Source organism: Streptomyces clavifer (assembly GCF_036345975.1).
Classification (GTDB): Bacteria; Actinomycetota; Actinomycetes; order Streptomycetales; family Streptomycetaceae; genus Streptomyces; species Streptomyces clavifer.
This window is the reverse complement of record NZ_CP107793.1, coordinates 3,259,281-3,280,959: the sequence shown is the minus strand read 5'-3', so window position 1 is coordinate 3,280,959 and position 21,679 is coordinate 3,259,281. Positions and strand designations below refer to the sequence as shown.

At 71.3% G+C, this 21,679-nt stretch carries 19 protein-coding genes; 8 read left to right on the top strand and 11 right to left on the bottom strand.

The features are described 5' to 3' along the window. Window positions 1–76 precede the first annotated feature (76 nt). The 4 genes from OG927_RS14065 to OG927_RS14050 all read right to left on the bottom strand — a co-directional run bounded on the left by OG927_RS14065 (window position 77) and on the right by OG927_RS14050 (window position 4,439). Window positions 77–1,660: a sodium:solute symporter family protein gene (locus OG927_RS14065; protein ID WP_124282048.1), complete on the bottom strand. Its 1,584-nt coding sequence runs from the start codon at window positions 1,658–1,660 to the stop codon at window positions 77–79. A gap of 513 nt (window positions 1,661–2,173) precedes the next feature. Then, window positions 2,174–2,380, bottom strand: coding sequence for a DUF397 domain-containing protein (locus tag OG927_RS14060; protein WP_056799416.1), 207 nt, complete (start codon window positions 2,378–2,380; stop codon window positions 2,174–2,176). Window positions 2,381–2,622: 242 nt separating this feature from the next. Beyond that, window positions 2,623–3,480 carry a helix-turn-helix domain-containing protein gene (locus OG927_RS14055; protein ID WP_056799413.1) on the bottom strand — a complete coding sequence of 286 codons (858 nt, stop codon included), beginning with the start codon at window positions 3,478–3,480 and terminating at the stop codon, window positions 2,623–2,625. A gap of 239 nt (window positions 3,481–3,719) precedes the next feature. Next, entirely contained in the window at window positions 3,720–4,439 is a 720-nt protein-coding gene (locus OG927_RS14050) for a GOLPH3/VPS74 family protein (RefSeq protein WP_056799409.1), read from the bottom strand. 164 nt (window positions 4,440–4,603) lie between these two features. Between OG927_RS14050 and OG927_RS14045 the strand changes: the two genes are divergently transcribed. The 4 genes from OG927_RS14045 (at window position 4,604) to OG927_RS14030 (ending at window position 11,025) form a co-directional block, all read left to right on the top strand. Beyond that, on the top strand, window positions 4,604–7,489 hold the full coding sequence (locus tag OG927_RS14045) for a D-alanyl-D-alanine carboxypeptidase (protein ID WP_330320250.1): 2,886 nt from the start codon (window positions 4,604–4,606) through the stop codon (window positions 7,487–7,489). A 204-nt stretch (window positions 7,490–7,693) separates the two neighbouring features. After that, window positions 7,694–9,517: an MFS transporter gene (locus OG927_RS14040; protein WP_124282050.1), complete on the top strand. Its 1,824-nt coding sequence runs from the start codon at window positions 7,694–7,696 to the stop codon at window positions 9,515–9,517. An 82-nt stretch (window positions 9,518–9,599) separates the two neighbouring features. Then, window positions 9,600–10,496, top strand: coding sequence for an adhesin (locus OG927_RS14035; RefSeq protein ID WP_242413079.1), 897 nt, complete (start codon window positions 9,600–9,602; stop codon window positions 10,494–10,496). A gap of 160 nt (window positions 10,497–10,656) precedes the next feature. Beyond that, window positions 10,657–11,025 (top strand): hypothetical protein, encoded by a 369-nt coding sequence (locus OG927_RS14030; RefSeq protein WP_124282051.1) that lies wholly within the window; start codon window positions 10,657–10,659, stop codon window positions 11,023–11,025. Between the two features lie 100 nt (window positions 11,026–11,125). Here the strand turns inward: OG927_RS14030 and OG927_RS14025 are convergent, their stop codons facing one another. Continuing rightward, a complete protein-coding gene (locus tag OG927_RS14025; protein ID WP_056799396.1) occupies window positions 11,126–11,419 on the bottom strand; it encodes an antibiotic biosynthesis monooxygenase family protein in 294 nt (97 codons plus the stop codon). A gap of 230 nt (window positions 11,420–11,649) precedes the next feature. Between OG927_RS14025 and OG927_RS14020 the strand changes: the two genes are divergently transcribed. Together OG927_RS14020 and OG927_RS14015 are read left to right on the top strand one after the other, a co-directional pair. Next, window positions 11,650–12,771 carry an epoxide hydrolase family protein gene (locus OG927_RS14020; protein WP_056799393.1) on the top strand — a complete coding sequence of 374 codons (1,122 nt, stop codon included), beginning with the start codon at window positions 11,650–11,652 and terminating at the stop codon, window positions 12,769–12,771. Between the two features lie 112 nt (window positions 12,772–12,883). Next, window positions 12,884–13,420 carry a hypothetical protein gene (locus OG927_RS14015; protein WP_056799390.1) on the top strand — a complete coding sequence of 179 codons (537 nt, stop codon included), beginning with the start codon at window positions 12,884–12,886 and terminating at the stop codon, window positions 13,418–13,420. A 325-nt stretch (window positions 13,421–13,745) separates the two neighbouring features. On the opposite strand, the gene OG927_RS14010 is transcribed toward OG927_RS14015, so the two are convergent. The 5 genes from OG927_RS14010 to OG927_RS13990 all read right to left on the bottom strand — a co-directional run bounded on the left by OG927_RS14010 (window position 13,746) and on the right by OG927_RS13990 (window position 19,415). Continuing rightward, the gene (locus OG927_RS14010; RefSeq protein WP_330320249.1) at window positions 13,746–15,233 is read right to left on the bottom strand and encodes an alpha/beta fold hydrolase; all 1,488 of its coding nucleotides are present in this window, start codon (window positions 15,231–15,233) and stop codon (window positions 13,746–13,748) included. 304 nt (window positions 15,234–15,537) lie between these two features. Then, window positions 15,538–16,698, bottom strand: coding sequence for a winged helix DNA-binding domain-containing protein (locus OG927_RS14005; RefSeq protein ID WP_330320248.1), 1,161 nt, complete (start codon window positions 16,696–16,698; stop codon window positions 15,538–15,540). A gap of 233 nt (window positions 16,699–16,931) precedes the next feature. Next, window positions 16,932–17,951, bottom strand: a complete 1,020-nt coding sequence (locus OG927_RS14000; protein ID WP_056799380.1) for an MDR family NADP-dependent oxidoreductase — start codon at window positions 17,949–17,951, stop codon at window positions 16,932–16,934. 312 nt (window positions 17,952–18,263) lie between these two features. Continuing rightward, window positions 18,264–18,452: a hypothetical protein gene (locus OG927_RS13995; RefSeq protein ID WP_124282054.1), complete on the bottom strand. Its 189-nt coding sequence runs from the start codon at window positions 18,450–18,452 to the stop codon at window positions 18,264–18,266. 150 nt (window positions 18,453–18,602) lie between these two features. After that, entirely contained in the window at window positions 18,603–19,415 is an 813-nt protein-coding gene (locus OG927_RS13990; protein WP_056799378.1) for an SDR family NAD(P)-dependent oxidoreductase, read from the bottom strand. 85 nt (window positions 19,416–19,500) lie between these two features. Between OG927_RS13990 and OG927_RS13985 the strand changes: the two genes are divergently transcribed. Both OG927_RS13985 and OG927_RS13980 read left to right on the top strand, forming a co-directional pair. Continuing rightward, on the top strand, window positions 19,501–20,352 hold the full coding sequence (locus tag OG927_RS13985; RefSeq protein WP_056799376.1) for a helix-turn-helix transcriptional regulator: 852 nt from the start codon (window positions 19,501–19,503) through the stop codon (window positions 20,350–20,352). A gap of 190 nt (window positions 20,353–20,542) precedes the next feature. Continuing rightward, entirely contained in the window at window positions 20,543–20,713 is a 171-nt protein-coding gene (locus OG927_RS13980; protein ID WP_330320247.1) for a hypothetical protein, read from the top strand. Window positions 20,714–20,754: 41 nt separating this feature from the next. Here OG927_RS13980 and OG927_RS13975 read toward each other — a convergent pair whose 3' ends face one another. Beyond that, on the bottom strand, window positions 20,755–21,414 hold the full coding sequence (locus OG927_RS13975) for a histone deacetylase (RefSeq protein ID WP_330320246.1): 660 nt from the start codon (window positions 21,412–21,414) through the stop codon (window positions 20,755–20,757). Window positions 21,415–21,679 lie beyond the last annotated feature (265 nt).

Below are 21,679 nucleotides of genomic sequence, written 5' to 3'. Positions count from 1 at the left end.
GGCACGGAGCCGGACGGCAGGAGGGGGCGGACGCCGCCGCGCCCGCCCCCTCCGCCCGACCCTCCGCACGCGAGGGTCAGTCCTTCACCCCCTCGGGCACCACCGTGCCGTCCGGGCCGGTCTGCTGCGCGGGGACGGCCGCCGCGGTGGCTCCGCCCGCCGGGCCTTCGTCGTCCGTGTTGATCCGGGCGATGAGCGCGTCGCGCTCCGGTGTGTCCTCCGGCTTGATGAACCCGATGACGATGTACAGCACCAGCGAGATCGCCAGCGGCAGCGCCACCTGGTACTGCAGGGCGACGTCCGTCTTCACCGAACCGTCGAAGTTGTAGTTGGTGAGGTAGAACGCCAGCAGCCCCGCCGCCCAGCTGGTGAGCGCCGCCGTCGGCCCCGACCTGCGGAACCTGCGCAGCAGGCCCAGCATGAACGGGATCGCGATCGGGCCCATCAGACCGGCCACCCACTTGATGACGACCGAGATGATGTCCTTGAACGTCGGCGAGTTGATCTGGGTCGCCAGTGCCATGGACAGGCCGAGGAAGGCGAGCGTGGACAACCGCGCGGCCATGAGCCCGCTGCGGTTGCTCCAGGTGCGGGCGGCCTTGGAGAAGACCGGCGCGATGTCCCGGGTGAAGACCGCCGAGATGGCGTTGGCGTCGGAGGAGCACATGGCCATCGTGTGCGAGAAGAAGCCGACGACCACCAGGCCGAGCAGCCCGTGCGGCAGCAGCTGTTCGGTCATCAGGGCGTAGCTGTCCGAGGCGTCCGGCTTCTTGGCCTCGACGAGCAGCGGGGCCACCCACATCGGGAAGAAGAGCACGACCGGCCAGACCAGCCACAGCGCGGCGGACAGCCGGGCCGAACGGGTCGCGGAGCGTGCGGAGTCCGTGGCCATGTAGCGCTGGGCCTGGTTCCACATGCCGCCGTTGTACTCGAAGGTCTTGATGAAGAGATACGCCAGCAGGAAGGTCACCGTGTACGGGCCGGCCGTCGGATCCGTGTGGCCCTCCGGCAGCTTGTCCCAGACCGTCCACAGCGAACTGAAGCCGCCCAGCTTGCTCATGACGATCACCAGCATGGCGAGACCGGCGAACAGCTGGATGATGAACTGCCCGAGCTCGGTGAGCGCGTCGGCCCACAGCCCGCCGACGGTGCAGTAGACGGCCGTGATGGCACCGGTGATGAAGATGCCCTGGGTCAGGGTGATGCCGGTGAAGACGGACAGCAGCGTGGCGATGGCCGCCCACTTCGCGCCGACGTCCACGATCTTCAACAGCAGTCCGGACCAGGCCAGGGCCTGCTGGGTCGGGACGTTGTAGCGGTCCTTCAGGTACTCGAGCGGCGAGGCGACGTGCAGGCGCGAGCGCAGCCGGTTGAGCCGGGGTGCGAAGAGCTTCGCGCCGATCCCGATGCCGATGGCGATCGGCAGCGACCAGGTCACGAAGGACGTGACGCCGTACTGATACGCGATACCGGCGTAGCCGGTGAACATCACCGCGCTGTAACCGGACATGTGGTGCGAGATGCCCGACAGCCACCACGGCATCTTGCCGCCGGCCGTGAAGAAGTCGCTGACGTTGTCCACGCGCTTGTGCGACCAGAGTCCGATCGCGATCATCACACCGAAGTAGCCGATGAGCACGGCCCAGTCGAGACTGTTCATGTGCCCCCTCCAGGGGTCCGCCATGTGAACGGGAACGCTCTTCGTCAGTACGGCCGTTCAGCGGTGCCCCCGTGCGGGAACGGGGACTTCGGGGATTGAACCGTCTGTTCGACTCCTCGGTCAAGACGTTCGCGGTCAAGGATATGAACACAGATCAGCAAGGCGAACCATTTTACTGGTTCTTGACCCGGCGGAGCGTTGTCGTGAACGCGACTACTGCCACACGATGAGCGGGCACTTCGTCAGGCTGTGCGGAGACGGAAGCGACACAGAGGTCAGGAACGCCCGAGAACGCAGAGCGACCGCACGGGATGCGGGTCCCGTGCGGTCGGAAGCAGGAGGGGAACTGGACGAGCGAGGTCTGGAGCGCTGACGCGCTGAGGGGCGGTTCGCTGACCGGCGGTGCTGAATCCGTTGGTGGGCCGAGCCCCCTCGGCCAGGACGGCGGACCGGTCGAGAGGGCTCCTGGTGGCGCTACGGAGTGACCGCGCGGGGCGAACCGCGCACGGCGGATCAGGCGTGGGCCGTACCCGCTGCGACATCGAGCACGAAGGCGTTCCACGCGCCGGGCACGAAGGTGAGTGAGGGGCCTTCGGGGGCCTTCGAGTCACGCACGGCGATGGCCTGCGTGACGGGCGACTTCACTTCGACGCACGCCCCATTGCCGCCGGAGTACGACGACTTCGTCCAGTTTTCCGTTGCACCCTGAAGAATAGCCATGTTCACTCCGGTTCAGAGAGTTGTGTGAGTGGCGCCAACCTCGTTCCCGTTGGCGTGATCGACGCTACCGGCCAACATGGCTGAGTGGAGCAGCCGTTCACTCGTCCGGATGGCATATTTCATAGGGGTCTTCCGCCGTGAGGTGGTGACGGTGTACCGTCCCGTCCCCACCTCACCTGCGCCCGGTATGTCTCGTACGTCGGTCTCGTCCGGTGTCCGGTTCCGCCAGGTGTTCCCGGTGTTCAGCGGGTGTAACTCTTGGCGATCTCGCCGATGAAATGCCGGGTCTGCTCCACGTTCAGCGCCTGTGCCCGCAAGTGCTCGTACATGACGCTGTAGCGCTGCACGTCATTCGCCTTCTCCAGATAGAGATCGCTGGTGACGCCTTCGATGTACACGACGCTGGAGTCCGCGGCGTCGGGGAATTCCAGAATGGCGTACTGCCCGTTGATGCCCGGGTGCGCGCCCATCTCGAACGGCAGTACCTGGACGGTCACATGGGGCAGCCGGGACTGCTCGACGAGGTGCTCCAGCTGCTCGAGCATCACCTGCTTGCCGCCGACCAGTCGGCGCAGTGCGGACTCGTCGATCACGGCCCAGAGGCGCAGCGGGTGTTCGGGGGCGTTGACCCGGTCCTGGCGGCGGGCCCGCACGTTCACCCGCTTCTCGATGTCGGAGGACGGTGCCTCCGGAAGCGCCCCGTTGATCAGGGCCTCCGCGTAACCGCGGGTCTGCAGCAGGCCCGGGACGATCTGGGGTTCGTACACCCGGAGCGATTCGGCGTCCGTCTCCAGCCCGATGTAGACGCTGTACGGGATGTCGCCGAAGGCGTGCCACCAGCCCTGCTGGCGGGAGTCCTTGGCCATTTGCATGAGCGAGTCGACGATCCGGTGGTCCTCGACCTCGTAGACCCCGCAGAGATCGCGTACGTCGCGCTGGCTGATGGAACGGCGGCCGTTCTCCAGGCGGCTGATCTTCGACTGCGAGACCAGCAGCCGCTCCGCGACCTCTTCGGCCGTCATGCCCTTGATCTCGCGGAGGCGGCGCAGTTCCTGGCCCAGCCGGCGTCGCCTGACAGTGGGATTGACGTTGGTCGGCAAGGGAAAGGCACCTCCGGCTATGCAGCTGTTGTAGCTGTGCGTGTCTGCTTGCTCAGCAGATTGCCACCCGGGGACCCGGCCGCGCTGGGAAACGGCCACACGCAATGACCGCACGCAGGAGCGCGGGGCAGCCGGTGGATCCGGCTGCCCCGCGCCTGTTGCGGCTCCCGGACCGGGTCATGGGGACGTCGGTACGGCGGTATTCGGTGCTCCGCGCAACTGTCCGCGCGGTCGTGCGGTCAGTGGACGGAGGTGTGCGCCATGCTGCCGCTCCGCGCTTGGGCTTGCGGCTGCAACGGCACGCCCACCGTCTGCTGATTACGGCGCGGCTGGACCGCCGCACCGTTCTGGACGTCCATCACGGCATGCGCCACGAGACCGCCCATCGGGTCGTGTCTGATCAGGTCCCGGAGCCGGGAGCGCGATGAGCGCCCCTCGTTCCCGGGGTACAGGTGCTTGCCGAGTCCGACCGCGTGGGCCAGGGCGGCGAGCGCCGCGGTCCGCGGGTCCGGCGGTACGCCGGTGCGGATCGCACTGTCCAGCCGGGCTTTGATGTCCCGGCTGATTGCCGTGTCCGTCGCCTGGTAGCGAGTCGTCGGCAGCACTCCGCACATCTGGCCCGCCACGGCATGCACCATGCCGCACCGCTCCAGATGAGCGAGGTAGATCTGGCGAAGTCCCAGTCGGGGTCCGCCGATCCAGTGGACGGCCCGAACCGGGCTGCCGCGACGGCGCAGCAGTTCCAGTGCGGAGTCCAGAGTCGGATCTCCTGTCGGCCGTGGCATCACCACGGCGATACGATCCCCGTCAGGGGCTATCCGTCCTGCCAGAGCCAGCTCTACTAGCTGTGCCCCGGCCAGGCCGAGGTCGAGCGACTGCGGCTGCGCTGTGGTACCCGTGGTCGGGTCCAGAGCGAGCAGCAGAAGCTCCTCCGGAATTGTTCTGCGGCTCCTGCCCATCCATGCCTCCCCGCGTGGATGAGTGACAGGGTGACCCCTCTCACAATGGTCTGTCGAGGGTGCCTGGGTGCTTTGTGAGGGAACCGTTAGGTATGTCGTTCTCGTCTAGCGGCTTGGCCAAGGGTTCACACAGGACACTGGTAGATGGTTCGGACAGCGCGGGCATGTCCCCGCGGCGCAACAAGGAGGCATCGGTGGCGGGCGAGTCCCCCGACAAGTCGGAGCAGCGGAAGTCGTCGGGGACGGCTGAGGAACGCGATCCGCGTTTCGCCGTGTTCCGCGAACCGGTCGCCGCGGCGGGCACCGGGAGTACGACGGGCAGGACGACGGGCACCGTGACGGACACCGCGACGGCGGTCTTCCGCTCGCCGCTCTCCGCGGACCCGGCCGGCGACCCGGACGAGGAGTCCGAGGACGTCTCGGCGGACGTTTCCCGGGAAGGGTCCGTGGACGCCGAGAGCGAAACGGGCGCAGACCGGGCCGACACGGCTACCGCATCGGGCAGCGGCCCGGAGGGACCCGAGGCCCCCACGGAGGGCTCAGAGGCCCCTGAGGGGGGCTCTACGGGCCGTGGGGCGCCCGGAGGTCCCGCGGGGACTGCCGGGGCTGACGAGGCGGCGAGGGGCGAGGCCGGGGTGAAGCCCGCGGCGGACGCCGCGCCGGCTGCCGGTGCCGGTGCCGATCCGGAGGTTGATGCGGATGCCGATGCGGACACCGGGACGGACGCTGTGGCTGCCGCGGGGCCGAGCGGCGCATCCGGTTCGGATGCAGACGCGGCAGTCGAGGGTGGATCCGGTCCTGCGACAGCCTCGGGCCCGAACGTGAAGGGCGAGTCCGACGAAGCGCCGGACGCCCCGGAGACGGACGGCGACGCCGAGGGCGGTGCGCGGGCCGAGTCCGACGACGACCGCGACGACCAGGACGAGCCGGGCGCCGAGACCGCCGACGCGGCAGGCTCCGGGGATGCCCTGGCGCGTGCCACCGACGTGGACCGGGGTGCGACCGGGGACGACGAGACGGCCGACGGCGGGAAGACCGACGACGGGAAGGCCGGCGACGGGAAGGCCGCCAAGGCCTCCGACGTCGAGGAGTCCACCGGTCCGAAGGCCACCGCCGAGCCCGCAGACGACAAGGCGGCCGAAACGAAGGCGGACGAACCGGCCGTCGCGAAGCCGGTCGGCGCGAAGGCGGCCGACACGAAGGCGGCCGACACGAAGGCGGCCGACACGAAGGCGGCCGACACGAAGGCCGCCGACACGAAGCCGGGCGGGCCCGCCGGCGGGAAGCCCGTTGGCTCCTCCGACGCGCCCCGGGTCCCGAAGACCCGCACGGAGACCTCTGCCGGCGAGCCGGCTGCCGAGGTCGCCGCCACACCCACGGCCGAAACCGCGCCCGAGGCCGCCGCCGAGGACTCGGAGCCCACCGGCGACAAGCGGGGTGTCGATCAGCCGACCACCGCCTTCAAGGCCCTCGCGCCGAAGAGGGTCGACCAGCCGACCACCGCGCTGAAGCTCCCCCCGCGGGAGCCCGAGCGGAAGTCCGACCCCGAGACCCCCGCCGAGCGGACCAGCACGTTCGTACCGCTGCGGTCGGACGACATACGGCCCGCCCCCAAGGCCGGTGAGGCCGCCGGCGCGTCCGCGTCCCCGGTCGGCCCGACGGTCACCCCGGACATCACGGCGAAGCCGGGGGCGCCCAAGACGTCCGCGACCCCCGCGGCCGGACTGGTCGAGGCCGAGCGGACCAGGCAGCAGCCCATGCCGCCCAAGCCGCCGCTCGACCTGCTCGCCGAGCTGACGAACACTCCGCCGCCCCGGCAGACCCCGGTCCGCACGGTGTTCCGGCGGGTCAAGATCTGGACGCCGCTGGTCCTCCTCCTCGTGGTCGTCTTCGCGATCGCACAGGCGGTGCGCCCGCTTCCCGAGCCCGCGCTGGTGCTGTCCGCCGACCCGACGTACACCTTCGGCGGCGAGAAGCTCGACATGCCGTGGCCCGCCGAGGGGCAGGGCGCCGTCGAGGTCGAGGGCGTCGGCACCATCGGCTCGTACGGCACGGAGAAGTCCGCGCCGATCGCGAGCGTCGCGAAGATCATGACCGCGTACGTGATCCTCCAGGGCCACCCGATCACCGGCAAGCAGGACGGTGAGGAGATCGTCGTCGACGAGACGGCGGGCGAGGAGGCCAACCGTCCGGACGAGTCGACGGCCCCCATCAAGGAGGGCCAGAAGTACACGCAGCGGCAGATGCTCCAGCTCCTGATGATCCCTTCGGGGAACAACGTGGCCCGGCTGCTGGCCCGTTGGGACGCCAAGACCGTGGACGCGTTCGTCGGGAAGATGAACGCGGCGGCCAAGGACCTCGGGATGACGAAGTCCGTGTACACGGACCCGAGCGGTCTCGAGGCCACCACCCGGTCCACGCCCGCCGACCAGCTGAAACTAGCCAAGGCCGTCACGCGGAACGATGTCTTCCGCGAGATCGTGAACATGCCCCAGGCGGACATCCCCGGCATCGGCAAGACGATCTACAACAACAACGTGATCCTCCTGGAGGACGGGGTGAACGGGATCAAGACCGGCTCCTCCACCCCGGCCGGCGGCAACCTGGTGTGGACGGCCGACACCGTCATCGACGGCAAGAACCGCCGGATCATCGGCGCGGTGATGGGTGCCGACCTGGACGGCACCCTGGACGCCAAGCTGCAGCGCGCCATACAGAACAGCCTGAAGTTGATCAAGGCCGCCCAGAAGGGTGTCGAATCCGCCACCGTCGTCAAGAAGGGCCAGGTCGTCGGGTACGTCGACAACGGGCTCGGCGGCCGGACCCCGGTGGTCTCCACCAAGGACCTGAAGGCGGTCGGCTGGGGCGGTCTCGAGGTCGACCTCAAGATGACCGACGGCGGCACGACGCCCGCCCAGGCGGCCGAGGCCGGCACGGTCGTCGGCGAGGTGACGGTCGGCACCGGCACCGGAAAGGTGTCCGCCCCCGTCGCCCTCCGGAGCGAGATGACGGAACCCGCCTTCGGCGACAAGCTGACCCGGATCACCTGACCGGGCCCCGGCCGCGTCCCACCGGTCGGTACGGTTCCGCGCCCCCGCACCGGGGGCGCGGAACCGGCCGCCGGGGGGCAGCGCCGAGAAAAACGTGCGTGCTAGCGTCCGAAAGCAACGGAAGGCCGCCGGGACGCGTCCTCCCGCATACGGATGAGGCCCGTGCAGTACATCGACGGTTCGGCGAGGACGGGGAGAGTCGCAGTGACCACCGCTGAGCCGACACGGGCGGACGACAGTGTGTCGTCCACGAGTGTGCCCATCCGGATCCCGGCCCAGGCCGACGGCGGCCGGGACGGTTCCGCCCCGCCCCCGGGGCGGAGTCTCTGGCGCCATCCCGTGGTGCTGACGACCGCGGTCGCCGCGGCCGCGCACCTGCTCTGGTTCTTCTTCCTCGCGAACAGCGGCGGCGACATCGCCGCCCAGGACGCGTGGGCCGAGTTCGTCGGCCGGCACCCCGGCACCGCGTACAACCTGGCCTGGTACGGGGGCATGCACCCCGTCTCGTACAGCGTGGTGTCGCCGTATCTGATGTCCCTGCTCGGCGTCCGTACGACGATGATGATCGTCGGGACGGTGTCGTCGGCGCTCACCGCGCTGATCCTGGTCAGGGTCCCCGCCGTCCGTAACCCCCTCGCGTGCGCGCTCGCCGGGGCCTTCGCGTACCTGTGCAACGCGCTGTCCGGGCGGGTGACGTTCGGTCTCGGCATGATGTTCGCGCTGGGGGCGGTCGCCGCGGTCTTCTGCTGGCCGCACCGGTGGCGGTACCGGCGGTGGGCCAAGGCCGTCGTCGCCGCGCCGTTCGCCGCGCTCGCGACGGCGGGCAGCCCGGTCGCCGGGCTCTTCCTCGGAGTGGTCGCCGCGGCGCTCTTCCTGAACAAACGACGCCCCGGGGCGTACGCGATCGGCCTGCCCCCGGTCGTGGTGGTGGTGCTGTCCGCGTGGATGTTCCCCTTCTCGGGCACGCAGCCGATGTCGCTCGGCACCCTGTCCCTGCCGTTCGTGTTCGCCGTCCTCGTGTTCCTCCTCGTGCCCCGGGACTGGTACACCGTGCGCACGGCCGCCGCGGTGTACGGGGTCGGGACGCTGCTGACGTACGTGGTCGACTCGCAGATCGGCTCGAACGTGTCGCGCATGGCGATGCTGTTCGCCGGGGTCGTCCTGCTCGCCGCGCTCCCGTACACGAAGCCGAGCACCCGCCGCTGGTACGCGCTGGTCATCGCCTTCGCCGGGCTGAACTTCTGGATCGGTTTCAAGGGCGTCGACGACATCGTCCGTACCGCTCCCACCGCCTCCTGGAACCGCGAACTGGCCCCCCTCGTCAACCAGCTCCAGAAGGCCGGAGCGGAGCGGGGCCGGGTCGAGGTGGTCCCCGCCAGCAGCCACCGGGAGGCCTCGGCGCTCGCCGGATACGTGAATCTGGCCCGCGGCTGGAACCGGCAGGCCGACATGAAGCGCAACCCGCTCTTCTACGACGACACCCTGAACGCCGTGAACTACCGCGAGTGGCTCGACCGCTGGGCGGTGCACTACGTGGTGCTCCCCGAGGGCAAGCCCGACTCCAGCGGGGCGGTCCAGGAGGCGGCCCTCGTCGAGGACGGCCAGCCGTATCTGAAGCCGGTCTGGAGCGACGACAACTGGCAGCTGTTCCGGGTCCTGGACCCGGTTCCGCTCGCCGACCCGCCTGCGACGGTGGAGCGGGCCGGCGAACAGAAGCTGACGATCCGGGTGCAGTCGGCGGGCCGGGTGCTGATCCGGATCCCGTACTCGCGCTGGCTCGCCGTCGTGGACGACGAGGGCGAGAGCGTGGAGCGGCCGCAGGAGACGGAGGCCTCCAAGAAGCGGTCGGCGGAGGACGAGGACGCACCCAAGGACTTCATCAACGCGCACGGCTGTCTGATCAAGGTGGCCGAGGACCCGGACGGCGACGAGTGGACCGAGCTGCTCGCACCGCGGCCGGGGGTCTACCAGCTGGCCGCGCCGTACCAGCTGCAGCCGGGCACACCGTGCCCGGAGGAGCTGCGCTGAGCCCCTCGAGGCCGGCTGCCCGTTGAGCAAATAGTGCGGGAACTCTCCCGACGGGCGCTCAGCACTGGCAAGGTGTGCTGCCATGAGGTGCCAACATTGCGGCGGCGAACACGTGGGTCAGCTTCCGGGCATGGTCTGCCCCCGGTGCGGCTCCGTGGCGCGCTCGGCCGGCGGGAGCGGTTCCTGGGTCGCCCAGGAGACGCTGATGGGACGGATCTCCACCCTGCCCCGGCGACGGAAGGCGCTGCTGGCGGCAGGAGTCGTCGTCGCCGTGGGGAGTCTGGCGACCGGCGTGTCGCTGCTCGCCACGGGCGACGGAGGAGGCGGGAGCCCGCAGGCCGTCGGCCGGGCGGGTGCCGTGCCGGCGCCGATCGGCGGCGGGGCCCCGACCCGGATCGGCGGCGCGGACTCGCAGGGCCCGGACGATCCGGTGCGCGAGACGACGAAGCCCCCCGAGGAGACCGCCCGTTACCGCTACGCCGTGTGGGCGGGGCCCGGCTGCACGACGGGCGACTACGTCGAGCGCGGTCGCTTCGAGAACGGCGACGCGGGCTGGTACACCGTCGATACCGGTGGTTTCACGGACCGTTCGTGCGACGGACGGTTCAGCGCGGTCCCGATGTCCGGGAGTCCGGACGAGGACCGGGGCAGCAGCGCCGTCTGGACGTGGCACCTCGGCGACGGCTTCAGCGAGTGCGCGCTGACGGTCTTCGTGCCGAGCAGTGTCCGGGACAGCGACGTCGCGGGCAGCCCCACCGTGTACCGCGTGCTGTCCGACCCGAACGACGCGGACTCCGCCTATACGGGCTTCGCGGTGCGCCAGCCCGAGCACCGGGGCACCCCGGTCGATGTGAAGAGCTACCCGGTCAAGGGCGACACCTTCGCCGTGCAGCTGATCGACCGGGGGAGGGACTGGGGCGACACGGCGCTGGTGGGCGCACACCACGCGGCTGCCCAGCTGAAGGCCTCCTGCCGCTGACGCCCACCGATCCTCCCGCAGCGGGGGCGTGCGGCCCAGCGGATTTCGCCGGACGGCCCCGGCCGGGCCCGGCCCGCACCGGGTTGCCGGGTCGGCCGGCCGTACGCGCCCACGCTCCCTGCTCGACCCGGACGCGAGGTGGACCGTGCATGGTCCGGCCATGTCAGTGACAACGCACCGGAGCGGACCCGCGGGCGCATGGTCGGCGCAGATCACCCGGCCGCGGGGGACCCTCGCGCAGACCTTCCACTTCACGGCGGACGGCCAGGCGTTCATGGCCACCGGTGGTGCCGGTACCTGGACGGCCACCGGCCCCGGCACCTTCGCCTTCCGGATCTCCGAGCCCGTCCTCGACGAGCACGGCGACTGTGTCGCCTGGGTGGCCGTCGACCAGCAAGCCGTGCAGCACGGCGACGAGTTCACCAGCGAAGGGCTGTCCGTCGTGACCGGAAGCGACGGACGCCTTCTGCGCGCCGTCGAGGTCTCGATCGCGGCCCGGGCGCGGCCGCGCGGACCCGGCACCGGGTGACCCGGTTGCCTCCGGCCGGCGCCGGACGCACTGTCGGCGGCCTCGGCCGCGGGGACTTCCGTCCACGCGGGTCCTGGCCGCCGAGGGTGCAGCGGTGGGCTCAGTGCGCGACGCGTTCGAGCAGCGGCGCGTAGAGGTTCGGCTCACTGCTGCCGAGCTTCTGCAGGGCCGTGCGGTGGACGGCGAATTCCGGCCGGCCGAGCGCGCGGCGGAAGGACTCCTCGTCCGCCCAGTCGGCCACGTTCACATACCGGCCCGGGGCGTTCAGGTGCTTCAGCATGCGGTGCGCGACGAAGCCGGGCTGGGCGGCGAAGAACGCCGAGGTCTCCTCGAACGCGGCCTCGAACTCGTCGATCGGCCCGGTGACTTCGAATCGGTTGATGAACGTGATCACAGCGATTCCTTCCGGAAGGGCGGATGTGCCGGGGTGAAGCCCGTGCACGGTCGCAGCCCGTACTGGAGTAACGGTCGAACAGCCGCGGCGCCGGGGGACGTCCTCCCGCCGGCGGCCCGTCCCGGTGGCGTGCGGACGCCGCTTCGGGAGCTGTCCCGCGCTCGACCGGTTCTGTAGCGGCCGTCCCTAGCGTCGGAGCGAATGAATCGAGCCAGTAGGGAGGACACGGGGTGAGTTCAGTCATTGAGCCCTATCGGGCGGAAATCGCGCAGGCGGATCTCGACGACCTACGCGCCCGGCTGAACAGCACACGCTGGCCGGACCGGGAGACCGTGGACGACTGGTCCCAGGGGGCGCGGCTGGAGACCGTGCAGGAACTGTGCCGGTACTGGGCCGACGGGTACGACTGGCGGGCGACCGAGGCCCGGCTGAACGCCTTCCCGCAGTTCACCACGGAGATCGACGGGCTGCGGATCCACTTCGTGCACGTGCGCTCGCCCCACCCGGACGCCGTGCCGCTGCTCCTGACCCACGGCTGGCCCAGCTCGATCGTGGAGTACCTCGACCTGATCCAGCTGCTCACCGACCCGCCGGATCCGGCCGATGCCTTCCATGTGATCTGCCCGTCCCTGCCGGGCCACGGCTTCGGGGAGCGCCCGACCGGAACCGGCTGGACCGTACAGCGGACCGCCGAGGCGTGGGCCGCGCTGATGGCACGGCTCGGCTACGACGACTACCTGGCCCACGGTGGCGACTGGGGTTCCTGGGTCTCCGCGGCGCTCGGCAGCACCGATGCCGCGCATCTGCGGGGCATCCACCTGACGATGCCGCTGGCCCGGCCGCCGGAGCACTCCGTCGAACTGGACGAGCGCGACCGGGCCGCCATGGCGCGGATGCAGAGCTTCGGCAAGAACCGCTCGGGATACGCCGCCATCCAGTCCACCCGTCCGCAGGCCCTCGGCTACGGGCTCGCGGACTCGCCCGCCGGTCAACTGGCGTGGATCCTCGACCGGTTCTGGGAGTGGGTCGACCACGAGGGCGACCTCGACAAGGCCATCGGCCGTGACCGGCTGCTGGACATCGTCTCCATGTACTGGTTCACCAACACCGGTGCCTCGTCGGGCCGACTGTTCTGGGAGAGCTTCGCGGACGAGCCGATGCGGGCGACGGACGTCCCGACGGGCTGCTCAGTCTTCCCCAAGGACGCCTGGATGCCGCGGGCCTGGGCCCGCGAGCGGTTCACCGACCTGCGCTACTGGCAGGACCTCCCGGACGGCGGCCACTTCCCGGCGCTGGAACGGCCCGAGGTACTGGCCCGCGAACTCAGGCTGTTCAACCGCGCACTGCGCTGACCGTCCCGCGCACCGCCCCGATCAATCCTGCGCCGGGCCGAACCCGCGCACCGGACCGCACCGCACCGCACGCCGGTCCCCATGGCATCTCCATCTCTGAGAGGAACCTTCCATGATCACGCGAATAGACAGGCGAGCGGACAAGCGCATCGCACACCGGGTGGGCCGTGCCTTCTGTGCCACCGCCCTGGCCGCGTCCGTAGCCCTGGCCGTGCCCGCCGTCGCCGGTGCGAGGACCGTCGACGCCGCACCCGTCGCCAAGGCCGCCGTCTCGTCCTCCACGCCCGTGGGCCGCTGGCAGGGAACGGTCGAGCACGCCAACGGATCGGGCAACATCACCCTGTCCTTCCACAGCAGCGGTCTGGTCTGCCTGGGCTCGGGTGACAGCGCGACCGGGGGCGGCCAGGGCATGGGCGTGTGGTGGCCGACCGGCACCAACACGTTCTCCTACCGCGTGCTGGAGGTCCTGCGCGAAGCGGAAGGCCCGGTGACCGGATTCGTCGACGTCAACCAGAAGGCGACGCAGAACGTGGCGAACGTCAGCAGTTCGGGCGTCTCCAAGATCTACGACGCGCAGGGCACCTACCTCCTGTCCGCCAACGCGACCGTCACCGTCAAGCGGGTCGCCACCGCCCCCGGATCCTGCTGAACCGGTCCGCGACCACGGCAACCCGTACCCGGCCCGTCGTGCACCTCCGCGATACGGGCAGGGCCGCGGCAACCGCGCCCCCGGCAGGCCCGGCCATCGGGCCCGCCGGGGGCGGAGTGCTGTTCCCACCCGCCGCCGGGGACGTACGCGCGACAGACCGCAGCCGTGCCCGTACGACCGCGGGCGGACCGCCCGGCCTCGGCCGCGATCGGGCGCACGGGTCGGACCACTGACGGGGCGCCCGGGACGGAATCCGTCCCGGGCGCCCCGTCAGTGGTCCGACACGCGCCGCGTGGCAGGTGTACCGGGGTCCGGCCGCCCCGGATCAGCCGGCGGGAACGGCCGGGCGGGCCGCGCCGGGCACCAGGGTCTCGCTGTCGGCGGGCAGGGTTCCGTCGAGGAGATAGCGGTTGACGTGCTCGTCCACCGCGCTGTTGCCCCCGAGGGCGTAGACCTCGTGGGCGCCGGAGTCGGTAACCCGGATCAGCCGGTGTCCGAGCCGCTGGGCCATCACCCGGCCGCCCTCGTGGTGGTCCAGCGGGTCGCCGTCCGCCTGCACGACGAGACCTGCCGGATATCCGGTGTGCCGGATGCGGGTGGCGGGCTCCGGCGGGGTGAACGTACGGAAGGTGCCCACCCACGGCTGCGCCCGCATCACGCCCAGGCCGTACGGGCAGCGGTCCCGGAAGTCCCGCATGCCGGCGTGGTACTCCTCCGGGTCCGCAGGCCAGTCGGTCTCACAGGTGACCGCCTCCAGCACGGCCTCGCGGCGGGTCCCCGCGGGGCGGCCCGGACGCCACACGGACTGCCCGGACAGCAGCTCGCCGGCCTTGGCGGTGTCACCGGATCCGGCCGCGTCCGTCAGCTCCGCCACCAGGTGACCGAGCCGGTCCCAGCGTGCGCGGTCGGCGCCGAGCGTTCCCACGAGGGTGTCGAAGGAGGTGCGCAGCGCGATGCCGTCGGGCAGTGCGGCCAGCGCGGCGGCGGCCCGTTCCACGGATCCGATCACCGCGTCCGCACCCGTGCCCAGACGGAAGGCGGACGGCCGTTCGCCGGCCCACCGGGCCCAGGCGTCCACGTTCTCGCGGCTCGCCTCGGCCTGGGACCTGAACTGGGCGCGCCAGTCCCAGTCGGGGTGCACCGAGGAGTCCAGGACGCTGCGGTCCAGCCGGTCACCGAACATCGTGCCGTACACCGCACCCAGCAGGGTCCCGTACGCCCAGCCGACGAAGGCCAGTCTCTCCTCGCCGAGCACGGCGCGGACGAGGTCCATGTCGCGGGCGTTGTTCCGGGTGGAGACGTGCGGTCGGAGCTCGCCACCGGCCCGCAGGCAGCCCTGCTCGCGCTCACGCATGTCGTGGGCCAGCGCCTCGAAGACGGAATCCGGCGGCCGGGAGTCGAAGGGCACCGTCATCGGGCTGTCCTCGCCCTCCAGCCGGGTGGACTCACCCGTGCCGCGCGGGTCGAACCCGATCAGGTCGTACACCTCGCCGAGTGGGGTCGCCGCGGCGAGCCGGGCAGGGAGCCCGCGGCCGGTGCCGTTGTCCCCGCCCGGCCCGCCGTTCAGGGAGAGCAGAATGCCCCGGCGGCGCGCGGGAGCCGTGGCCCGGATCCGGCTCAGGGCGAGGGTGACGCGCGGGCCGTCGGGGCGCGCGTAGTCGAGGGGGGCCTCGATGGTGGCGTGCTCCAGACGTCCGCCGGGGACGTCCGCGCTCTCCACGACGGTCCACGCGGGCCGCTGTGCCAGGAGGTCCGGTGCCGGCGGCTGCGGGACGGCCACCGGAGAATCCACAATCTCTGTCTCACAGGTCATGGCCCCACGATGGTCCGGTGGCCAGGAGCGGGGGTGGAGCCCGGCCTGATTCCCGAGCGGGCCTCCACTCGCCCCTGACCCGTCCGCCACCTGCCCCCTGACCCGTCCACCACCTGCCCCCTGCCCGTACGCGACCGGTCCCCGACCTGCGCCCCGACGTCCCCGAACTGCCCCGGACGGGCCGTCGGCACGACTCGCACGAGGGCCCGACCGGACCCGGAGCCCGTTGGCGTCCCGGGCTCCGGGTCCGGTCGGGCCACCAACGGGCTCCCTGACCGCAGTCACACCGGGTGGCCCGCCCGCCTCAGAGGTGCTTGCCCGCCTCCACCGCCCCGAGCGTCAGCACCGGCTTCGCCTCCAGGATCTCGCCGACCCGCTGCGCCTGGGCCTCCAGCTCGTCCAGTCGGCGCTTGTCGAGTGAGGTGAACGCCTCGACCCGCAGCTCGACCTTGCGCCCCGAACGCTTCTGGTGCCAGATCCCCGCGGCGGTCCCGCCGATCGTCATCACCTGCACCGTCCCCGCCTGCCCGCTGGAGAGGGCTCGTTCCCCGGCCGGGCCGGGGAAGACCTGTTCCCTGGGATGACTGCCGACGACATAGGCATCGAAGTACGGCATCAGACGCAACTCGTGCTCCACGTAGGGCTGCTCGACCCCCGCGTCCGCGGCGAGCTGCCAGGCCGGGCTGCCCTCGACGTCGACCGGCCGCAGCTCGTCCCCCAGCGAGGTGAACAGCTCTGCCGCCCACCGGCGGGGCGCGCTCAGCCACTGCGCGAACTGCTGTGAGGTCGCGGGACCGTACGCGTGCAGGTAGTGCCGTACGACCTCGGCGAGCGCCTCCTCGGCGGGGGCCGGTCTGAAGCCGGGAAGCCAGCGGTCGGGACTCGTGTACGTCACCTTCCGGCCCTTGTTCGGCCCGAAGCACATGGCTCCGCGGTGCCCGGCGGTGTGCAGGGCCTGCCGCCAGCGTGGCCACATCCCGGTGAAGCCGGGCACCACGAGGTCGGCGGCCCAGTCACCGAGGCGCGCGATGACCGCCTCACTCAACTCGTCGATGGTGGGCGGCTCCACGTCCCGTACCGCGTCGGCCACCGCGGCCACCACGGCGTCGGTCTGTGCCGCGTCCATCCGGGCACGCTGGGGCATGCTCGACGAGGGTGTCGGCACGGCAGCCAGCGCTCCGGTCCACAGCGGAAGTTCGGTGGTGGGCAGCAGATGGACCGTGCCGCGCGGACCGAACGCCTTGACCAGCGTGCGGTCCTCCCAGAGGGCGTCACGCACATCCGTACGGGTGGTCCCCAGGGTCCGCAGCCCGACGGAGAGTTCCGCTGCGGACATCACCTGCGCGTGCGCCCCGCACATCGCGCCCACCACACCGGGGAGCTCCCCGGGCGGGGCGGGCCGGTCCAGCCTGTGCCGGGCCAGTCGTCGCGCGGTCACGTCCTGCCAGGTGATGCTGTCGGTCATGGTCGGGCGTCCTCCTACGGACCAGGTCCTGCTGACGGGCCGGCACGGCCGGTCGGCCGCCCGGACCCCGAACCGGCACGACGGCCGCCGCGCGGTGGACCCGCGCGGCGGCCGTCGGCCGAGTGCTCGTACGGCGGTGGGAAGTGTGGCAGACCGTCGGCGCGTCAGGCCTTCGAGCCGTCAGCACGTCGGAACGCCGGCATGCCGGAGGGGCGGCCCTCCACGACAGCAGATCAGATCTTCACGACGACGTTTCCGGTGAACTTCCCGCCGAGCAGGTCGATGAGCGCCTGCGGAGCCGCGTCGTGACCGCCCTCGACGAGCGTCTGCGGCAGCACGAAGCGGCCCTCGGCGGTCCACGCGGCGAACGCGGAGTTCCACGCCCAGATCTGCTCCGGCGTGTGGTACGTCGAGAACGGGCGGATCGAGATCTGCTTGACGATCGACGTCATCACGTCGAGCCGCGGGAAGGCTCCGATGGACTCGCCCACCTGGCCGGCGAGCGCACCACAGAGCGCGAACCGGGCGTTCGGCGCGGCAGCCTGGACGGCCGCCTCGAACTGCTCGCCGCCCACGGTGTCGAAGAAGACGTCGATGCCGTCCGGGGCCAGCTCGCGGAGCCGGTCGACGACCGGTCCGTCGTGGTAGTCGAAGGCCGCGTCGTAGCCGAGCGTGTTGACGAGGTACTCGACCTTCGCCTTGCTGCCCGCGGCTCCGATGACGCGCTTGGCGCCCTGGAGCTTGGCGATCTGGCCGGCCAGCGAACCGACACCGCCCGCCGCGCCGGAGACGAAGACGGTGTCGCCGTCCTTGACCTCGGCGATGTCCACGATGCCGTGGTAGGCGGTCACGCCCTGGGTCAGGTGGTGCAGCGGGCTGGGGAACGCAGTCGGGTCGAGCTTCCAGTGCTCACCCGCCGGGCCGACGGTGTAGGCGCGGAAGCCGCCCATGTTCTGGACGGTGTCGCCGACCGCCAGGTCCGGGCTGTTGGAGGCGACCACGGTGCCGACCCCGCCGCCCCACAGGGTCTCGCCGACCTGATAGCCGGGCATCGGAAGATTGGGCTCGGGCTTCATGAGGTCCTGCATCACCGCGGTGAGCTGGAGGTAGTCGGTGCGCACCACCACCTCGCCTTCCGCGGGCTCGGGCACCTCCACCTCGACGACCTCGAAGGCCGCGAGGGTGAGTGCACCGTCCGGGCGGGCGGCCAGCCGTACTTCCTTGGCCTTCGCGGGAATCTCTTCGGTGGTCATGGGACCTCCTGGTCGAAAGTAGCTACCGGGCGAGCATCCCTCGTCGCACTCGAATCTCACTTGACTGCTCGTGCGACCCAGCAGAACAGGCCGCGACGTGCGTTCTCAAGCGACGCTCCGGCCGTTCGAAGTCCGTCCGGATCCGATCCCCCGCGACCCGCCGCGATCATGGCCCCGAGCATGCGCAGTGCCGCGCCCCGGGAGCAGCGCACTGCGGTGACGAGGCGGTTCCCCGGTGACCGGGGGCGCCGGCACTCCGGGCGCCGGCATCGGGGCGCCGGGACCCGGGTTCCGGCATCGGGGCGCGAGGGTTCAGCGCTTCTGGGCCCTGTACCGCTTGAGGAGTGCGGTGATCCGCCCGTGGTCGGCGGCGCCGTTCAGCTCGGTCAGGAGGTCATCGGGGCAGAGCTCGTAGTGGTCGCCCCACCACCGCCGCCCTTTGCCGTCCCAGATGCGGTAGCCGCCCGGAACCCCTCTTGCGACGTACCGTCTTCGGCTCACGCCTGTGCTCTCCCACCGCTAAACGACTGGTTCGGGCACGGTACACAGCGGAGTGGGCGGGACCGAAGGGCCCTTCTCCGGTTACGGTCCTCCCGGTTCGGCGGGACCCGGCTACGGCTCTTCTCCGTCCCGGCGGGGGACTCGCTGCGGTCAGGCCCGTGCGCCGCCGTCGACGCGGAGGACCGTGCCGGTCACGTAGGAGGAGCGGTCGCTGAGGAGCCAGGCGGCGGCCTGGGCGATCTCGTCGGGGTCGGCCGCACGGCGCAGCGGCGTGTGCGCGTTGAGCCGCTCGACGATGCCGGGCGAACTCGCCTCCCAGGCGCGGATCATCTCCGTCAGCGTGGTGCCCGGGGCGATGGCGTTGACGCGGATGCCCTCGGGTCCGTAGGTGACGGCCGCCGATTCGGTGAGGCTGTTGACTGCCCGCTTCATGGCACCGTAGGCGGGCAGTTCGGGGTTGCCCATCAGGCTTCCGACACTGGACGTGTTGACGATGGCCCCCGTCCCGGCGGTGGCCCGGATGGCGGCGACCTCGGCGGACATGGCCAGCCACGGGCCCTTGAGGTTCACCGCGTAGATGTGGTCGAAGTCGGCCTCCAGCACTTGGTCCATCGGGCCGGGAGGCACGATCGTCGCGGCGTTGTTGAAGGCGACGTCGAGGCGGCCGTACAGGTCCACGGCACGGTCGACGGCAGCCCGTACACCGGCGGCGTCGGCCAGATCGCACCGTATGTAGTCCGCGGTGCCGCCCGCGGCCCTGATCTCCTCGGTCACGGCCTTGAGCTGGTCCTCGGTCCGGGCCGCGAGCAGCACCCGGGCCCCCTCCCGGGCGAAGAGCCGCGCCGCGGCGGCACCGATGCCGCGACCGGCACCGGTGATGAAGGCGACCTTGCCCTCCAGCAGGCCTCGTACGGCGGGGGCGTCTGCGGTGGTCGGTGTGTGCGTGCTGGGTGTGTTGTCCATGGCAGTGAGCCTGGGCCGGTGCGCCGTTCGCATCCAGGCACCGGCAGTACCTGGATCGGTGCGCGGCACGGGCGCAGACTGAGGTGTGGACAGACGAGAACTGGCCGACTTCCTGCGCAGCAGACGCGAGCGGATCGCCCCCGCCGACGTAGGGCTCCCCGCCGGACCGCGCCGCCGGACCCCGGGGCTGCGCCGCGAGGAGGCGGCCCAGCTGGCGTTCATCTCGACCGAGTACTACACGCGGCTGGAGCAGGCCCGTGCTCCGCACCCGTCGCGTGAGGTGCTGGCAGGACTGGCCCGTGCCCTGCGACTGTCGGACGTCGAGCGCGACCACCTCCACCACCTCGCCGGAGTACCGCCGGGGCCCTTGCCCGGGCCCAGCCGCGAGGTGCGGCAGAGCATCCTCGACCTGCTGCACCGGCTGCCGCAGGCCGCGGCATTCGTGATGTCCGCGACGTTCGAGGTGATCGCCTGGAACGATCTGGCGGCAGCCCTGACGGAGGACTTCTCCGCCCTGTCCCGGCGTGACCGCAACCTCGTGCGCCGTGTCTTCCTCGGGCCGCACCCGAAGCAGGGGCGGCTCTACGGCCTGTCGGACGTGGACGCCTTCGCACGCTCCTCGGCCCAGCAACTGCGCGCCACCGCCGCCCGTTACCCCGACAACCGGGAAGTGTCGGAGTTGGTGGACGAGCTCCTCTGCGGCAGCGCGGAGTTCAGCCGCCTGTGGGCCTCCCACGACGTGTGCGCCGAGCCCACCCTGTGCAAGACGCTCCACCACCCGTTGGTCGGTCCGGTCACCGTCAACTGCGACGTCCTCGACATCGCCGACCGGGACCAGCGGGTCGTGATCTACACCGCCACCCCCGGCTCCCCTTCCGAGGAGGCGCTACGGCTGCTGTCGGTCATCGGCACGCAACGCATGGACGTGGCCTGCTGAACGACGGGCCCTGCAGAACGACGGGCCCTGCTGAACCACGGAAGTCCTGTGGTCCCCGCGTGGTCGACGGTGCCGTTCAGAATCCGGGCCGGGCCGAAGGGCGCCCGGGAAGGCGGGCCGCGCGGGGGAACTGCGGGCACAGAACCACTTCCGGGGGGACCCGACGCTTGCCCGGCCCGAGAAGCAGGTGATGACGATCCCGCGTGCCGGACTCGTCCGCACGGAGATCAGGGAACGTCTGCTCAACTCGTCCTTCGTCGTCTCCTCGCCGGAGAACGAGCAGGGCCTGAGGATCATCTTCCCGCTGGTCGGACGCGAGGACCGGAACGCGGTAGCGGCCGTCCTGCCCGTGGCGGGCTGACCCGGCCCGTCCGGGCACCCCGCCCGTCGGGGTGCCTGCCCTCACGCGATCACGTCGCGGATCGCCTGTTCGGACCAGTGAGGGGCGGCCCCTCGCGCAGAGGCGATGTAGGCGGCCACGGAGTCCGCATCCCAGGCCCCGGTTTCCAACAGGCCGGCCACGAGCACTCGGAGATATGCGAGCGACGGGGACACCGGGTCCACCTCGTCGGCGGTCCACGGTGCGGTGAAGGTGAGGAGAGGCCATCCGTCCATCTGCCCCGCGCAGACCAGGGTCTCGTACCGTCCGCTCCCCAGCCTGGCGACGCCCGAGGTGAGCACTTCGCTCAGGTCCAGATCCTCGCCGGGCTCCCTGTACATCTCCTGGGCGGCGATGTCCGCGAACTGCGACGCCGACACGAGATGCGCGCGGGCACGGACCCGCCCGTCGGCGGCCGGGTCGTAGAAGGCCCGGCCGCCGCCCCAGACCGGCGAACGGGTGGCGAAGTAGAGGGCGCCCCCGAGCTCCACAGGGACGGACCGGTGGGGCAGGCGGCGGTCCCGGCACCCCGGGTACAGGGTGTCGGTCCCGAGCGGCCGGCCGCCCTCGATGTAACAGGCGAGCCGGCCGAGACACATGTTGGAGCCGTACGAGGTGTACCAGACCTGCCGGGGCGCGGGGTCCCGCACGGGTTCCGGCCCGATCGGACGAACATCGGCCATCGTGTGCCCCTTCCTGTCGTGGCCCCGGCTTCGCATGCCGGTTCAACGGCACACGGTACGGACTGCCGCACCGGCCGCACGGCACACGCATCGCCCCCTCCTCACTTCCCGCGCCGGCCCCTGTCCGTACCCCTCCCACCTGTCCTGCCCTCCCGCCCCGTCAGGTCCGTCGTGTCGGTCGGATCCGGGATGCGACGACGCCCCGCCAACCGCAGACTGACCGGGTGAGCAGAACGCACACGGAACGTAACGAAGACGCGCCGGG